This is a genomic window from Halomonas cupida, from assembly GCF_900142755.1.
GTDB lineage: Bacteria > Pseudomonadota > Gammaproteobacteria > Pseudomonadales > Halomonadaceae > Halomonas > Halomonas cupida.
This window is the reverse complement of record NZ_FRCA01000006.1, coordinates 54,306-70,986: the sequence shown is the minus strand read 5'-3', so window position 1 is coordinate 70,986 and position 16,681 is coordinate 54,306. Positions and strand designations below refer to the sequence as shown.

Annotated in this window: 15 protein-coding genes; 12 read left to right on the top strand and 3 right to left on the bottom strand. The window is 59.4% G+C overall.

Annotated features, from left to right (window positions below; genetic code table 11):
- Position 1 precedes the first annotated feature (1 nt).
- Positions 2-2,014: a TRAP transporter permease gene (locus BUE38_RS12250; RefSeq protein WP_073435516.1), complete on the top strand. Its 2,013-nt coding sequence runs from the start codon at positions 2-4 to the stop codon at positions 2,012-2,014.
- Positions 2,015-2,149: 135 nt separating this feature from the next.
- On the opposite strand, the gene BUE38_RS12245 is transcribed toward BUE38_RS12250, so the two are convergent.
- Positions 2,150-2,818: a YbaY family lipoprotein gene (locus BUE38_RS12245; RefSeq protein ID WP_073435515.1), complete on the bottom strand. Its 669-nt coding sequence runs from the start codon at positions 2,816-2,818 to the stop codon at positions 2,150-2,152.
- 346 nt (positions 2,819-3,164) lie between these two features.
- On the opposite strand from BUE38_RS12245, the gene purE reads away from it, so the two are divergent.
- Together purE and BUE38_RS12235 are read left to right on the top strand one after the other, a co-directional pair.
- Positions 3,165-3,671, top strand: a complete 507-nt coding sequence (purE, locus tag BUE38_RS12240) for a 5-(carboxyamino)imidazole ribonucleotide mutase (protein ID WP_073435514.1) — start codon at positions 3,165-3,167, stop codon at positions 3,669-3,671.
- A 20-nt stretch (positions 3,672-3,691) separates the two neighbouring features.
- Positions 3,692-4,822: a 5-(carboxyamino)imidazole ribonucleotide synthase gene (locus BUE38_RS12235; protein ID WP_073435513.1), complete on the top strand. Its 1,131-nt coding sequence runs from the start codon at positions 3,692-3,694 to the stop codon at positions 4,820-4,822.
- Between the two features lie 161 nt (positions 4,823-4,983).
- Here the strand turns inward: BUE38_RS12235 and BUE38_RS12230 are convergent, their stop codons facing one another.
- A complete protein-coding gene (locus BUE38_RS12230; protein ID WP_073435512.1) occupies positions 4,984-5,976 on the bottom strand; it encodes a YeiH family protein in 993 nt (330 codons plus the stop codon).
- 95 nt (positions 5,977-6,071) lie between these two features.
- On the opposite strand from BUE38_RS12230, the gene BUE38_RS12225 reads away from it, so the two are divergent.
- Positions 6,072-6,956, top strand: a complete 885-nt coding sequence (locus tag BUE38_RS12225; RefSeq protein WP_073435663.1) for a LysR substrate-binding domain-containing protein — start codon at positions 6,072-6,074, stop codon at positions 6,954-6,956.
- 21 nt (positions 6,957-6,977) lie between these two features.
- Here the strand turns inward: BUE38_RS12225 and BUE38_RS12220 are convergent, their stop codons facing one another.
- Positions 6,978-7,787, bottom strand: coding sequence for a TraX family protein (locus BUE38_RS12220; RefSeq protein WP_073435511.1), 810 nt, complete (start codon positions 7,785-7,787; stop codon positions 6,978-6,980).
- Positions 7,788-7,879: 92 nt separating this feature from the next.
- On the opposite strand from BUE38_RS12220, the gene BUE38_RS12215 reads away from it, so the two are divergent.
- From BUE38_RS12215 to BUE38_RS12185, 8 genes are all read left to right on the top strand, one after another.
- The gene (locus tag BUE38_RS12215; protein WP_073435510.1) at positions 7,880-8,842 is read left to right on the top strand and encodes a LysR family transcriptional regulator; all 963 of its coding nucleotides are present in this window, start codon (positions 7,880-7,882) and stop codon (positions 8,840-8,842) included.
- Positions 8,842-9,093: a hypothetical protein gene (locus tag BUE38_RS22540; RefSeq protein WP_143166302.1), complete on the top strand. Its 252-nt coding sequence runs from the start codon at positions 8,842-8,844 to the stop codon at positions 9,091-9,093. The genes BUE38_RS12215 and BUE38_RS22540 overlap by 1 nt, the downstream gene beginning before the upstream one ends.
- 92 nt (positions 9,094-9,185) lie before the next feature.
- Positions 9,186-9,728, top strand: a complete 543-nt coding sequence (locus tag BUE38_RS12210; protein WP_073435509.1) for a TRAP transporter small permease subunit — start codon at positions 9,186-9,188, stop codon at positions 9,726-9,728.
- The gene (locus tag BUE38_RS12205) at positions 9,725-11,047 is read left to right on the top strand and encodes a TRAP transporter large permease (protein WP_073435508.1); all 1,323 of its coding nucleotides are present in this window, start codon (positions 9,725-9,727) and stop codon (positions 11,045-11,047) included. Before BUE38_RS12210 ends, BUE38_RS12205 begins: the two co-directional genes overlap by 4 nt.
- 142 nt (positions 11,048-11,189) lie before the next feature.
- A complete protein-coding gene (locus tag BUE38_RS12200; RefSeq protein ID WP_073435507.1) occupies positions 11,190-12,248 on the top strand; it encodes a TRAP transporter substrate-binding protein in 1,059 nt (352 codons plus the stop codon).
- Positions 12,249-12,435: 187 nt separating this feature from the next.
- Entirely contained in the window at positions 12,436-13,815 is a 1,380-nt protein-coding gene (locus BUE38_RS12195) for a glutamine synthetase family protein (RefSeq protein ID WP_073435506.1), read from the top strand.
- Between the two features lie 293 nt (positions 13,816-14,108).
- Positions 14,109-15,494, top strand: a complete 1,386-nt coding sequence (locus BUE38_RS12190; protein ID WP_073435505.1) for an aldehyde dehydrogenase family protein — start codon at positions 14,109-14,111, stop codon at positions 15,492-15,494.
- A 7-nt stretch (positions 15,495-15,501) separates the two neighbouring features.
- Positions 15,502-16,680, top strand: coding sequence for an iron-containing alcohol dehydrogenase (locus tag BUE38_RS12185; protein ID WP_073435504.1), 1,179 nt, complete (start codon positions 15,502-15,504; stop codon positions 16,678-16,680).
- Position 16,681 lies beyond the last annotated feature (1 nt).

Genomic DNA, 16,681 nt, shown 5'->3' with positions numbered 1-16,681 from the left:
GATGAGTGATATTCCCAGCTCCAGTTCGCCCATTGTGCCGGGTAATGAGGCCAGACATTCACGCCCGATACTCTGGGCCATCACGCTGGTCGCCGTGGCGCTGTCACTGTTCCAGTTGTATTCCGCCGGAATCCAGCCCCTCGGGCTCTTTTATCAGCGCAGTATTCACCTTGCGCTGGTGATGATGCTGGCGTTCCTGATGTATCCGCTGATGGGACCGCGCCGTGGGCGTGGCATCATCGGGGGAGCCATTGACCTGGCGTTCTTCTGTGGTGCGGTCATCACTGGCGGCTATATGGCGCTGAATCTGGACGAGATCATCGGTCGCGCCGGGTTCTGGAGCGAGATGGATATTACCGTCGGAATCATCGCCACCCTCACCGTCCTTGAAGCCAGTCGCCGAGCTGTTGGACTGGGGATGACCATCATTGGTGTCGTCGGTCTGCTCTATGCTTTCGCCGGGCCACGCGGGGAACTGCCCTGGCTCGGCCAGTGGCTGCCGGGAATCCTTGAGCACCGCGGCTACAACCTGGATCGTGTCGTGGGGCAGCTTTACCTGGGACAGGAAGGTATCTTTGGTCTGCCTATGGGCGTTGCGGCGACCTATATCTTCATTTTCGTGTTGTTCGGAGCCTTCCTCGAGATCACCGGTGCCGGAAAGTTCTTCATCGACATGGCTTATGCCGCAACCGGTCGTCAGCGTGGTGGTCCGGCCAAGGCCGCGGTCATTGCCTCGGCCGGTATGGGGTCGATCTCCGGCAGCGCCATTGCCAATGTCGTGACCACTGGCGCATTCACCATTCCGTTGATGAAGCGCCTCGGTTACAAGCCGCACCAGGCGGGTGGCATCGAGGCTGCGGCCTCGACCGGTGGCCAGATCATGCCGCCATTGATGGGGGCTGGGGCCTTCCTGATCGCGGAGTATACTCGGGTTCCGTACATCGAGATCGTCAAGGTCAGTATTCTGCCGGCTTTCATGTACTTCGCCACTGTCTACCTGTTCGTGCATATCATTGCACTCAAGGAGGGGATGCAGGGGATGGCGAAGGAAGAGCTGCCCCAGATGAGCGATGTGCTCAAGAATGGTTGGCACTTCCTGTTGCCGCTGGTAGTGCTGGTATGGCTGCTGATGATGAACATGTCGCCGATGAGGGTGGGGTACTACGCCATTGTCTGTATGTTGCTGGTTGCGGTACTGCGCTTTGCGGTGTGGTTCCTGTTCGTATCACCCAGGGTGGACGGGCAACCAGTGAACGCTGAACGATTGACGCTGGCCTGCCGCAATGGGCTACTCAAGTTCTTCGAAGGCCTGGAGCTGGGCGCGCGTAATGCGGTGGCGGTGACCATGGCCTGTGCCGTGGCCGGTATCATTGTCGGCGTGGTCGGTCTCACTGGGCTGGGGCTGAAGTTCTCGGCAATGATGATGGCCTTCTCCGGCGGGCACCTGCTGCTGGCGTTGGTCATGGTGCTGCTGGCCAGCCTGGTGCTGGGCATGGGCCTGCCGGTGACCGCCAGCTATATCGTGCTGATCGTACTAGTGGGCCCGGCGCTGGCCAATGAGTTCGGCGTCCCCTTGCTGGTCGCGCATCTGGTGGTGTTCTGGTATTCCCAGGATTCCAACGTCACTCCGCCGATTGCGCTGGCGGGCTTCGCCGGTGCAGCGATTGCCGGGTCCAAACCCATGGAAACCAGTTTCCAGTCCTGGAAGTTCGCCAAGGGGCTCTATCTGGTACCGCTGTTCATGGTCTACAACCCGGAAATCATCATCGGTGGGCCTGCGGCCATTGTGATCTGGAAAGGGCTTACCGGGATCCTGGCGCTGGCGGCATTTGCGGCGGTGCTGGAAGGCTATCTGTTCACTCGGCTGCCCAACTGGCAGCGCCTGTTGATGCTGCCGGCCATTGTCGGCGTGTTCACCCCCTCACTGATCTACGATGTAGGCGGTGCCGTAGTGATGCTGGCAGTTATTGTGCTCAACTGGTTGGCGTCGCGCCGCGAGATAGCCCCCGCCTGATGAAGGTTGGTCAGGTCCTTGAAAGAGGCCGCAAGACAGAAGCCATAAGCAGGGAGCCCATGTCATTTGGCATGGGCTCCCTGCTTGATACAGTTGTTGGTCGTATTCAGGAACTGATGGGACCCAATTACGGGATCAGGGCTGTGGTGCTTCAGTGCTGGAGGCTTCCTCGTCGACGGCTTCTGCGGCTTCAGTCTGGCTGGGCTCCTGAATGTCGGTAGTGTCTTCGCTCACGGCCTCGGGGCTGGCCGACTCGGCGACTTCCTGCTCCGCTGCATTGGGCTTGTCGCCACTGGACAGTAACTGTTCCTGAGCCTGCTGCAGGCTGGCTGTCTTTGCTGAGCCGTCCGGGCCGATCGGGTGCAGGACAATGGCAACCGGTGCCTGGTCAGCGTCACTCCCGACCTTGACCAGATTGGCCGTGGTAGTGGTCCACAGCAGCTTGCCGTCCTCATCGAGAATCTCTGCGCGCATTGCATGGGCGTGATTGGTGACCACGTCGTCGGCAGAATAGGCGAGCGTGAAGTCGGTGGGTACCGGCTGATCCACACTGATCGTTTTCTCGGCGATGAGCTCTGCAGGGGCATCGGCGCGCGAAACGTCGTTGAGGGACAGGTTGATCTGGGTACCCTCCGGCAGAGAGTCGCCGGTCTCGGCGAAGCTCAAGGTGCCGGAGATGGTCTGTTGGTTGGCCATCTCGGCCTGTTGCGCGTCGCTCTGGTCGCCTTCAGCAGAACCGTCGTTGCAGCCTGCCAGTGCCAGTCCTGAGCTCAATGCGACTATCAGCAACAGGGAGCGTTTCATGGTCTTTCTCCTGATTCGGTTGGCGTTGCAGGGTAACTGCGCGCCAGGTATTCATCGGTCGCTCTCGAGACAGTCGGCATACTTTGCCAGTCTACTCAGTATGCCTTGGCCTGTCGCAAAATGAAGACGCGGTTTATTAACGTGGCAATCAAATAGCTCATCCTGATCGATTTGATTTTCGGCGGCACGTCCCTGTGCCGCAATCAACCCAACATGAAAACATGCCGGGTTAATATTTGTGGTGAGGTATACACCCCCTGGCTCTGCTAGACTATGCGGCTTCCTGATCGTTCACTCTTTGCGGTAAATTTTTTGCTGCTGAACCGTCGTTCTTGAGGAGTTGTAGATGTCGTCAAGCCACCCGTCGCCTCGCGTTGGTGTGATCATGGGGTCCAAATCGGACTGGCCGGTCATGGAGCATGCTGTGGCCATGCTGGAACGCCTCGGCGTGGACTACGAAACCCGGGTGGTATCGGCCCATCGGACACCAGACCTGTTGTTCGACTACGCCAAGGGCGCCGCCGAACGAGGTCTTCAGGTGATCATTGCCGGTGCGGGTGGGGCGGCTCACCTGCCGGGGATGGTGGCCTCGCAGACTGCTGTGCCGGTACTGGGTGTGCCGGTTGAATCAAAGGCGCTCAAGGGGCTGGACTCACTGCTTTCCATCGTGCAGATGCCAGGTGGTGTGGCTGTCGGCACCCTGGCGATCGGCAAGGCCGGCGCCACCAATGCTGGCTTGCTGGCGGCGCAGATCATCGGTACCAGTGATGCCACCGTGCGTGCGGCGGTGGAAGCATTCCGCAGTGAACAGACCCAGGCCGTGCTGGACAACCCGGATCCCAGTCAGGCGTGAGTGAGCAGGAGAAGCAGAACATGAAGATTGGTGTACTCGGAGCTGGGCAACTCGGGCGTATGCTGGCGTTGGCCGGTTATCCGCTGGCCAACCGCTTTACCTTCCTCGATACCACCGGTCATCCCAGTGCCGGTATCGGTAACGTCATGATCGATACGGATCAACGGCACCTCGAGAGCTTTCTGGCCAATGTTGATCTGGTGACCTACGAGTTCGAACACCTTCCGGTGCCACTGGTACAGGCCATCGAGGCCGAGCGCCCGGTGTACCCCTCCAGCGAGGCGATTCGGATATGTCAGAACCGTGCCGAGGAAAAGGCACTGTTTGACCGCCTGGCGATCCCGACACCGGCCTATCGCCTGGTCGACAGTGCCGAAGGTCTGGAAGCGGCGGCCCGTGAGCTGGGGACTCCGGTGGTGGCCAAGTCGGTGACCGAAGGTTATGACGGCAAGGGGCAGGCCGTATTGCGTGACCCCGCTGATGCCGCCGACGCCTGGCGAAGCATCAACCACCCGCGACTGATCGTGGAGTCCTTTGTCGACTTCGTACGTGAGGTGTCGATTATTGCCGTGCGTGGCCGGGAGGGCGATGTGGCCTTCTACCCAATGGCCGAAAACATTCATGTTGACGGGATCCTGCGCTATTCGCTGGCGCCGATGCCGGATCTGGACGAGGCGGTTCAGCAGCGTGCCGATGGCTACATCCGGGCACTGCTGGATGAGCTGGATTATGTTGGCGTGCTGACGCTGGAGTTGTTCCAGTGCGCCGATGGTAGCCTGCTGGCCAACGAGATGGCGCCCCGTGTGCACAATTCCGGGCACTGGACCATGGATGGTGCCGTCACCAGCCAGTTCGAGAACCACCTGCGTGCCATTCAGGGGCTACCATTGGGCGAGACCCGCGCCAGGGCTCCGACCTGCATGGTCAACGTCATCGGTCGCGAGCCGGACCCAGCCGCCGTACTGGCCATCGCCAATGCGCACCTGCACCGTTACGACAAAAGCGAACGTGCCGGTCGCAAGCTTGCGCATATCAACCTTGTGGCCGATAGCCACGCCGAACTGCTCGACAAGGTTCGCGCCTGTGCCGCGCTGGTGCCGGACGCCCCGGCACCCGAGTTCAGTTTCGAAGGCACCAGCGGCGAGTCTTGAGCTTCGAGCTGCTCAGTGATGGCACCTCAACCTGGAGCCGGGCACACAGCCAGATAAGAGCCAGGGAGAGGAAGGGCTCCAGCCCCGATAAGGGGCTGGATACCTCGAGGCTCGTAGCTCGATGCTCGCCACTTGTGGTTACTCCATCAACCAGCTTACGGCTATCCCATCAGCCACCAACTGGCGAGTCCTCCACCCAGGATCAGTAGGGCGAACAGGATCAGTGCCAGCAGGAAGGGCTTGAAGCCCAGCGCCCTGAGGCGTTCGATACGGGTGCCTAGCCCCAGTGCCGCCATCGCCATGGTCAGGGCCAGTTGACCGACCAGTTGCAGACTGGCGTGAAGGGCCGCTGGCATGCTGACCAGACTATTGACGCCGACCATGGCAATGAAGCCCAGCGCAAACCACGGAATGACCAACCTGGTGTCCCCGGTGTTGGACTGATGGCGGCTGTCTCGTAACCACCATTGACCGACAATCAGCAGGAAAGGCACCAGCAGCATGACCCGTACCATCTTGACGATGACAGCGTTGGCCAGTGCCGTGGGGCCAACGGCATCTCCCGCGGCCACCACCTGAGCGACCTCATGGATCGTAGCGCCGATGTAGATACCGAACTGCCCCTCACTCATGCCCAGGGAGTGATACATCAGCGGGTAGATCAACATCGCCAGCGAGCCGAACAGCACCACGGTTGCCACCGCCATGGAAGTCGCTGCGGGGCGAGAGCGAATGGTCGACTCTGTAGCCAGAATGGCCGCTGCACCACAGATCGCGCTGCCGGCACTTGTGAGTAGGGTGGTTTCGCGGTCCATACCCAACAGGCGGGTTCCGATCAGGTAGCCGACGACGACGACGCTGCTGATCACCAGTACGTCGAGCAATAATACCTTCGGGCCGAGGCCGATGATCTGGGAAAGGGTCAGGGACAGCCCGAACAGTACAATGCCGCTACGCAGTAGCCAGTGAGTGGCGAATGTCAGCCCAGGTTGGGCGACCGGGATGAGCCGTCTCAGTGGCAGGTTGCCGACGATGATCCCCATGAGCATGGCGAACACCAGCGGACTGATGCCGCTGTCATCAATCATCGGTAATTGTGCAATGCCTTGTCCTGCAAGGGTAAGTAACGCGCAAAGCGCCAGGCCCTGCCACATGACAGTCTCTCCACTGGATGAGTGGAGATAGTCTAGAGTGGTTTATGCTGTATGGTTATCAGCAAATAACGAAACCCTATTTCGGTAGAACCGATATGCGCTCTCACATCACCCTGCGTCAGTTGGAAGTCTTCGTTGCTGTTGCGCGGCTGGGAACAGTCAGTGCTGCGGCCGTGCGACTCAAGCTGTCCCAATCCGCGACCAGCCAGGCGCTGTCCGATCTCGAACACCAGCTGGGTGTCGCCCTGTTCGAACGTCCGGGAAGACGGCTGACGCTCAACGACATCGGCCACCGGCTACTGCCTCGGGCGGAACAGATGCTCGACCAGCTTCAGGAGTTCATGGTGGCGGCCCACGAGCCGGATGATGCCCTACAGGGCATGCTGATGGTGGCCGCCAGTGCCACCATCGGTACCTACCTGTTGCCGCCATTGGCCGGGCAGTTCGGTGCTCTGCACCCTGGTGTGGATCTGCGTCTTCGTTTGCGTAACACCGGTGAGGTTATTGCCGATATCCAGCGCTTCGAGGCCGACCTCGGGTTGATCGAAGGGCGGTGTCACGAACCCGGGCTGGCCAGTGAAGCCTGGTGCGAGGATCGTATGGAGATTGTCTGCGCCCCGAATCATCCCCTGGCACAGCTCGGCACCATTGATGACGAGGGGCTGGCGCGTGAGGATTGGATTCTGCGCGAACCTGGTTCAGGCTCTCGAGAGGTACTGGAAGCGGCCGTACTGCCGAGGGTCACGCGGCTGCGGGTGAGAATGGAGCTGGGGCAGCATGAGGCGATCAAGCAGGCCGTGGCGGCCGGATTGGGATTGGGATGCCTTTCGCGCCTGAGTGTCCGGGGGGAGCTGGAGCGCGGTGAACTCAAGGTACTGTCCCACGACCTGCCGTTGACTCGACACTTTTCGCTGGTGTGGCATCCGGGCCGCTATCGCAGCCCGGTGTGGCAGGCGTTCAAGGTGTTTCTCTTCAAGTAGATTGGTGACGGAACAGGCGTGTCAGGGATAGGCCGCACGGCCTACGAACAGCAGAATCGCCGCGATCACGGCAAAGTGGGCCGGGTACCAGGCAAGCCACATGCGCCTGGACATCTTCCACTGGATGTCGGGAACCAGACGGCACACGCCCACAGCCATTACCAGTACCGCCAGGGTGGTGATCACGGTGATCGACTTGGCCATTTCAGAGCTGTTCATCGCGCCTGCCAGCAACAGCACAGGTATGGCCGATACAAGGGCAATCAGGCGTTGTCCCGGCGTATTTCCGCTGCGCTGGATCTGGCCGATGGCCAGCATGTACAGCGGTATCAGCAGTAACCCTTCGTGGCCATACTCGACCCAGAAGCCGGCAATGTACCAGGCGACAAGAACGCCCAGGGTTTCCAGTGACAGCCGGGCCAGGCCGAGTTGATCGCGAGCGGTCCGCTGGGCCACCTGCTCGAGCCAGTGACCCGCCATCAGGCCAAGCGCCAGGGTGAAACAGATGTTGAGCTGGAAGATCGCCTCGCGTGGCATCAATTGATAGGGCAGTTGCGCCACCAGACCGATGACCATGATACGGCGGGCATAGCGCAGCGGGTCACGAGTATTGAACAGCCCGTGCCAGGCGACCATGCCGGCAAACAGCGGGAAGGCAATGCGACCGACACTGCTGTCGACCCAGCCCATGCCCCAGGCATCAGTAGCGAGATAACGGGCGACGTGATCCAGTGTCATGGTGATCAGTGCCAGCCACTGCCCCCAACCCGTCCATGATGAAGAGGGACGAAGGCTCTGCGTCTGTGCCTGTGTAGTGGTGGCTTGATTCATCAACAACTCCCGGAGTTTACGGCCGACAGATAGACTGCTCTGATAAGCATGAGTTCAACGACCCATGACAATAATGACAAGAAGGTGGCGGGATGCGAAATGCCTTTGGGTTTGACCTGCGCAGCATGGAGATCTTTGTCGAGACGCTGGAGCGTGGTAGTCAGAGTGCTGCGGCTGATCATCTGGGCCTGACCCAGTCGTCTGTCTCGCACTGCCTGGCGACACTCGAGGAAGCCCTGGGCGTCGCCCTGTTCGAGCGGCGCTCTCGTCCATTGGAAGCCACCAGTGCAGGTCGCTTCTTCTATGATCGAGCGCGCCGTCTGCTTGGGGAGGCACGAGACACCCGGCGTGAATTGATTTCCGGTGCCTTCGGTCAACTACATCAGATGCGGCTGGCATTGGTCGACTCCCTGGCCACGGCAGTCGGCCGTCCCCTGATCGACGTCATTCGGCGTCACACGCGGGATTATACGCTGACCACCGGACTGTCTCACATGCATGGCCATTCGCTGCTGACGCGTCATGTCGATGTAATCATCTCCGATGACCGCCTGGAAAACTATGATGGGTTGGAACGGCATTCCATATTGCGGGAGCCGTTTGTGCTGGTAATGCCCGGGGACTGGCAGGGGCCGGCGGATAATTTACGCTGGCTGTCGCGCCAGCTGGAGTTTATCCGTTATGTGCCTCACTCACTGATCGGCCAGACTATCGAACGACACCTACGTCTGGCGAATGTCGAGCTGTCGGCGCGAATTCATCTCGATAATACCTGTGCTTTGCTCAAGACCGTCAGTGATGGCTCCGGATTTACCATCACCACACCTCTGTGTCTTTACCAGGCGGGGCTTGATCATCTGCAGGTACGGGTTGAGCCGTTGCCGGTGGCACCGCTTGAGCGTGAACTGACTCTGGTGGCAAGACGTGATGAGCTGGGTGGGCTGCCCTCTCAACTGGCCCGAGATGCGAGGCGTCTATTGCGTGGTGCGTTTGTCGACGAGTTGGAGAAGCATTTACCTTGGGTTTTAACCGGGCATGCTTTCATGTTGGGTTGATGGCGGCACAGGGACGTGCCGCCGTCGGCCATCAGGCCGACGCGAGACCGCACCCCACCAGCAGATCCGCGCATCTGCGCCAGAGTGGTGCGGGCGAAAATCAAATCGATCAGGATGAGCGATTTGATTGCCATGTTAATAGTGCCGCAGCTATCGCTGAGCGATGGGTAGCAAGGGTTATTACATCACCTCTGGTGCCATACGGCGTTCGCAGCCGTTCCATTTCGGTGCAGTATCGAATTTATCGATAGTAACTCTCGCGTTGAAATCGATGTAAATGGCAGTTTCGTGATGCTTGAACCAAGACTCAGGTAAATCCACCAGGTCTTCGGGAGAGCCGCGTATGCCGGTAGCGATACGCCTCTATGTGCGCTATGTCGATCGATTCAATCGGCGCGTCGGCCGCATTGTCATGTATCTGATCTTCATCATGATCGGCGTGCTGCTGTATTCATCGGTGTCACGTACTGTATTGGATCAGCCGTTGATCTGGAGCGTCGAGGTCTCACAGTTTCTGATGGTGGCCTACTTCCTGCTCGGGGGCGCCTACTCGATGCAGTTGGATGACCACGTGCGGATGGACCTGTTCTACACCCGCTGGTCTGTGCGCACCCGGGCCTGGGTGGATGTCTTTACCATCCTGTTGTTGATCTTCTTCCTCGTGGTGCTGATGGCGGGCGGTATCTCCAGTACCAGCTATGCCCTCAAATATGGTGAAACCAACTACTCCTCCTGGGCACCGCCACTGGCGCCAATCAAGATCATCATGACCTTTGGCGTGCTGCTGATGTTGCTGCAGAGCATCTCAACGTTATTCAAGGACATTGCCCGGCTCCGTGGCGAGCCCCTCGATGAAGAAAGCCTCGACGAGGAGCAGCCGTCATGAGCTACGAAATGATCGCGCTGACCATGTTCTCGTCGATGATGGTGTTGCTGCTTACCGGTCAACGAGTATTCGGCATGATCGGCTTTGTCGGGGCCGCTGCGGCGCTCGCCCTGTGGGGGAATGGCGGTATGGAGATGCCATTCAGCGCCAGTATCCAGTTGATGAACTGGTACCCACTGCTGACTCTGCCGTTGTTCATTTTCATGGGTTACATGTTGTCCGAATCGGGCATTGCCTCCGAACTGTACGAGATGTTCCACGTCTGGATGGGCAATCTTCCTGGCGGGCTGGCTGTGGGCACCATCGGGCTGATGGTGGTGGTTTCAGCGATGAATGGCCTAAGCGTGGCGGGAATGGCTATCGGTGCGACCATTGCGCTCCCGGAGTTACTGCGTCGTGGCTACGACAAGGTCATGGTGACCGGTGTCATACAGGCGGGAAGCTCGTTGGGCATTCTGGTGCCGCCCAGTGTGGTGCTGGTGCTCTACGGAATGATCGCCCGTCAGCCGGTCAGCCAGTTGTGGTTGGCCGGTGCTATTCCAGGACTGATTCTGGCTGGCATGTTTGTGCTTTATATCGTTATTCGCTGCCGTATTCAGCCGAGTCTGGGGCCCGCGCTACCTGAGGAAGAACGCAACCTGTCGTTGAGCGAGAAACTGGCACTGTTGCGTGCCGGCATCATGCCGCTTGCGATCTTCTTCTGTATGACCGGACTATTCGTCATGGGCGTGACCAGTCTTGTAGAGAGTGCTGCCGTAGGGGCAACAGCGGCGACTATTGCCGCAGCGGTCAAGCGTCGACTGACGCTGGCTGTCATCGAGACCACGGTGCGCAGGTCATTGGGCATCACCTGCATGTTCATGTGGATCATTCTGGCGGCGCTTTGCTTTGGCGCCGTATTTGATGGCCTTGGCGCCGTACGTGCCATCGAATCGGTGTTTCTTGACCGCCTGGGTCTCAGTCCATGGCAAATACTGGTGATGATGCAGTTGTCCTACATCCTGTTGGGCATGTTTCTCGACGACACCGCCATGCTGGTGATTGTGGCGCCTCTCTATGTGCCACTGGTCATCAGTCTGGGATTCGACCCGATCTGGTACGGCGTGCTTTATACCATCACCGTGCAGATCGCCTATATGACACCACCCTTCGGTTACAACCTATTCCTGATGCGGGCCATGGCTCCGCCTGAGGTCAGTCTGTCGGACATCTACCGCAGCGTGTGGCCGTTCGTCGGAATCATGCTGCTGGGACTGGCATTGATCACCACTTTCCCGCAACTGGCGCTGTGGCTACCGGAGCTGGTTCGTGATTATTGATTACTGGGCAGGAAACGTGGCTCAACAGCTGCGCGTCCGTGCAGTGAAGGGGATCGCTGAGTGAGGCCGCAAGGCTTACTGGCGACCATGAATGCTTGATGCAGATAACTCGTACAACATAAGCACCTGCAAGGAGACTGTCATGACCAATCGCCGCGATTTTCTCAAGAAAGCCGGGCTGGCAACAGCAGCCACGGTAGGAGCGACCAGTATTTCGGCACCTTATGTTCACGCCCAGTCGAAAACGCCGATTCGTTGGCGACTCCAGACGTATGCTGGCCCGGCTCTGGCTGAACATGTCATCAAACCGTCGATTGATGCCTTCAACAAGGCGGCCAATGGCGAAATGGAGATCGAGCTGTACTTCTCCGACCAGTTGGTTCCGACCGGAGAGCTGTTTCGGGCCATGCAGCGGGGCACCATCGACGCGGTGCAGAGTGATGATGATTCGATCAATGCGCCGGTGGATGTCTCGGTATTTGGTGGCTATTTCCCCTTTGCATCGCGTTACAGCCTGGATGTGCCGACATTATTCAACCACTACGGTCTCAAGGAAATCTGGGAAGAGGCATATGGTGAGATCGAGGGTGTCACCTGGCTGGGCTCCGGGTCCTGGGACCCCTGCAACTTCGTTACACGAGAGCCGATTCGCAGTATTGATGACCTCAAGGGAAAGCGCGTGTTCACCTTTCCCACCGCTGGACGTTTCTTGAGCCGCTTCGGCGTAGTACCCGTCACCTTGCCCTGGGAAGATATCGAAGTCGCCATGCAGACCCGTGAGCTCGATGGTATCGCTTGGGCGGGGATCACTGAGGCCTATACCGTAGGCTGGGCAGATGTGTCGAGTTATTACCTGACCAATAATATCTCCGGTGCCTGGGCGGGGTCCTATTTCGCCAATAGCGAGCGCTGGAATGAGTTGCCGGATCATCTCAAGACGCTGTTCCGTATGTGCATGGACAGCTCTCACTACCACCGTCAGCACTGGTATTGGTGGGGTGAGGCGCATTACCGCACTAAAGGTGGCAAGCTCGAACTGACATCGATTCCAGAAGCCGAGTGGCAGACCATAGAAGACGAGGCGTTATCGTTCTGGGACGAGATTGCTGAGCAGAGTGAGCGCAACGCACGGGTTGTGCAGATCCTCAAGGACTACCGCGCCACTATGCAGAATGCAGGTCCTCCATACCGCTACTCCTGATCAGAAGCACGTTCAGGTGAAAGGTACGCTTGGGCAACGCACGTCTTGTTGAAAAGCACGATGGTGCCGTCTGTGAACGTTATCGTGATGAAGCCGAACTCAAGAACAGACACAAGACCAGACTCAAGACCATAGGTGGATCCATGAGCGAGTGGGATTCATGAGTTGATGCGGAGGAGATAATGATATGGCGCAACTCAATCCACGAGATGTGCGTACTGTCGAGGACGCCAGGTGTATTGTCGAGCAGCGGAGGCTGAGCCACGTCAAGGTCGGCATGTTCGATCTTGATGGCGTCATGGTCGGCAAGTATATACAGCGCGATAAGTTCTTCTCGGCACTGGAAGGCGGCTTCGCGTTCTGCGATGTGGTGTTGGGTTGGGACAGCAAGGATGAACTCTACGACAACACCCGCTTTACTGGCTGGCATACCGGATACCCTGACGCCAGCATGCGCATTCTGCCAGACAGCTGTCGTGAGCTGAGCATCGAAGGTGACATGCTGTTGTTTCTGGCGGAGTTCACTGATCGTGCAGAGCGGATTTGCCCGCGTGGTCTGTTGCGCCGAGTGTTATCCCGGGCCGAATCCATGGGGTTCAGCGTCAAGGGCGCGCTGGAGTATGAGTTCTTCATGTTCCAGGAGACGCCGGAGTCGGTGCGCGAGAAGGGCTTCCGCAATCTGCGTCCACTGACCCCGGACATGATGGGCTATTCGATGCTCAGGAGCTCGGTCCATGCCGAGCTCTATCACGAGCTGCTGGCGCTGTCGCAATCAATGGACTTTCCCATCGAGGGGCTGCATACCGAAACCGGCCCCGGTGTTCTGGAAGCGGCTCTCGGTGTCGATGAGGCGCTGGCCGCGGGCGACAAGGCGGCACTGTTCAAGACGTTCACCAAGGTATGGGCACAGCGCCGAGGGCTGATGGCGACCTTCATGGCCAAATGGTCACCGGATTATCCCGGTCAGAGTGGCCATATTCATCTGTCCCTTTGTGATCGTAGTAGCGGTGACTCAGCCTTCTACGATGGCTCGGCTGAGCATGGCATGAGCCATATTCAGCGTCAGTTCGTGGCCGGCCAGCAACGCCTGATGCCTGAGCTTCTTTCTCTATTCGCACCGACCATCAATAGCTATACACGTCTGATACCCGGTTTCTGGGCGCCGACAGATGCTACCTGGGGAGTCGAGAACCGTACCACAGCGCTGCGCGTCATCCCCGGAAGTGCCAACTCCCAGCGGGTCGAATATCGCCTCGGTAGCGCCGATGCCAATCCCTATCTGGCGCTGGCCGCCGCCATTGGCGCCGGGTTGTACGGGATCGAGCAGGGCTGGGAGCCGGATGAGGCCGTGACCGGCAATGCCTACGAGATCGAGCATCCGGTGCATCAGGCCCTACCACGTACCCTTTGGGATTCGGCCCAGCGTCTCAAGGCATCCAGCCCCGCGCGGGAATTGTTCGGCGATGAATTCGTCGAGCATTACGCCGCGACCAGGGAGTGGGAAGAACGGCAGTTCCGGCGACATATCACCGACTGGGAGCTGGATCGCTACTTCGAGATCATCTAGGAAAGCTCTGGATAAATTGCTGTGCTCGATGGCCCACATGGATGTGGGAAATGCGATTGTTCGTCTGGAACGAACATAGCCATCCTGGCCACCGGCGGTACTCAAGGTCCTCATTTACGCTCTGTAAACTCCGGCCTTTCCGTTCCGGCGGTAATCAGCCTTCCATCGCTCGCGACATTTATTCAGCGCTTCCTCTCAGGTAAACAAGGATGCATTTTGCGATTTCCTGCATGACAACCTGGCAGTTTTCCCAGAATGTCAGGAAAATTCAACGTACCCCCGGGAGACAGGCAATGGCAATTCAGCAGACGATTTCTCCGGTGGATGGTTCGGTCTATGTCGAGCGCGAGCTGGCCGATGCCGCAGAAGTCGAGAAGGTGGTGGGGAGGGCAGTGGCAGCGCAGCGCGATTGGCAGCAAGTGCCGGTGGGCGAGCGCTGTCGATACTGTTCGACGATGGTGGATGCCTTTGTGGCGCGCCGAGACCAGTTGAGCAAGGAACTCACCTGGCAGATGGGACGGCCGATTGCGCAGGCAGGAGGAGAGATCGGTGGTTTCGAGGAACGTGCTCGAGCCATGATTGCGCTGGCGGATCAGGCTCTGGCACCACTCCAACTGGCAGACAAGCCCGGCTTCACGCGCTACATCACCCGTGAACCGTTGGGGGTGTCACTGATCGTGGCCCCCTGGAACTTCCCTTTCATGACCGCAGTGAATGCGGTGGTTCCGGCGATCCTCGCCGGTAATACCGTGATTCTCAAGCACTCGGCACAGACACCGCTGTGTGCCGAACGCATCGCCGACGCGTTTCGTGAGGCAGAACTACCCGAGGGTGTCTTCCAGTATCTGCACATGAGCCACGAGGCCACCGAAGCATTGATCCGGGACCCACGTATCGATCATGTGTCCTTCACCGGCTCGGTGGCTGGCGGCGAGATGGTCGAGCGCAATGCGCGCGGACGCTTCATCGCCACCGCCCTGGAACTGGGCGGCAAGGACCCGGCCTATATTCGCGCCGACGTCGATCTTGATGCCGCCGTGGACGGAGTGATGGATGGCGCCTTCTTCAATTCCGGACAGAGCTGCTGTGGTATCGAGCGTATCTATGTCCACAAGGATATTCATGACGCCTTCGTCGAGCGTGCCGTGGCCTGGCTCGGGCAGCTCAAACTGGGCAATCCGACCGACCCCATCACCACGCTGGGTCCCGTGGTCAAACCTGCAGCGGCAGACTTCGTGCGAGGGCAGGTCGAGGAAGCCGTGGCTGCTGGCGCGCGAGCCTGGATCGATCCTGGTGATTATCCGTTGTCGGCGCCCGGCAGTGCCTACCTGGCACCGCAGTTGCTGACCGGTGTCGACCATTCCATGCGGGTCATGCATGAGGAAAGTTTCGGGCCGGTGGTCGGGATCATGCCGGTTGTCGATGATGAACAGGCGCTGGCATTGATGAACGACAGCCACTTCGGTCTGACTGCGGCGGTATTCACCCGCGACCTAAAGGCGGGAGAAGCGATGGCACGGCGCCTTCAGGCCGGTACCGTCTTTACCAACCGCTGCGACTATCTGGATCCGGAGCTGGCCTGGACGGGTATCAAGCAGTCGGGGCGCGGCTGTTCACTGTCTCGTCTCGGCTTCGACAGCCTGACTCGGCCCAAGTCCTTCCATCTTAAACACGCCTGAGGTGACCATGAGTGATATCTCCTGTTACACCACCAGTTGGAACTATCCGTCGTCGATTCTCTGTGGGACCGGTCGTATAGCGGAGCTGGCCAGCCAGTGCCGTGAGCTGGGCATGGCATCACCGTTGCTGGTGACCGACCCTGGCCTGGCGGCGTTGCCGATGGTCAGTGATGTGGTTGAGCGGTGCCGTGAGCAGGGCTTGAATGTGGCGGTGTTCAGCCATATCAAGGGCAACCCTACCGGGGCCAATGTGATCGATGGCGTGGAGGCCTTCCGCCAGGGTGGCCATGACGGGGTGATCGCCTTCGGTGGTGGCTCGGGACTGGATGCCGCCAAGGCGATTGCATTGATGGCCAACCAGCGCGAAGGCCTGTCGCTGTGGTCGCTCGAGGATGTTGGTGACAACTGGAAGAACGCCGATGCCGAGGCCATCGTACCGGTGGTGGCGGTGCCCACCACGGCGGGGACTGGCTCGGAGGTGGGGCGAGCCTCGGTGATCACTGATGACAGCGTCCATGTGAAGCGGATCATCTTCCATCCGCGGATGGTGCCTGCTCGGGTGATTCTGGATCCGGCCCTGACCACAGGGCTGCCGCCTGCAGTAACGGCCGCCACCGGTATGGATGCACTGTCCCACTGTCTCGAGGCCTGGTGTGCGCCGACCTATCACCCCATGGCCGAGGGCATCGCCGTCGAGGGAATGCGCCGGGTGCGTGATTACCTGCCCCGTGCCTGGCGCGACGGCGAAGACCTCGAGGCACGGCTCAACATGCTGGTGGCCTCGAGTATGGGAGCGACTGCCTTCCAGCGCGGGCTGGGCGCAATGCATGCGCTGGCGCACCCGCTGGGGGCTCTGTTCGACGCTCATCATGGCACCCTCAATGCGATCTTGATGCCCTATGTGCTGAGGGCCAACGAAACCGCCATTGGCGAACCAATGGTACGCCTGGCGCGTTACCTGGATCTGTGTCAGCCCGGCACGGCGACCGTTATTGACTGGGTGCTGGACATGCGTGAGCGCCTGCAGATTCCTCACGACCTGAGGGCGCTGGGCATTGATGATCGCCAGGCAGAGAAGGTCGGCGAGATGGCCGTGGTGGATCCTTCCGCCGCCACCAATCCGATGGCCTTCGATGCCAGAGGGTATCGCGATATATTCCTCGCCGCGCTTGACGGGAAGCTGTAGG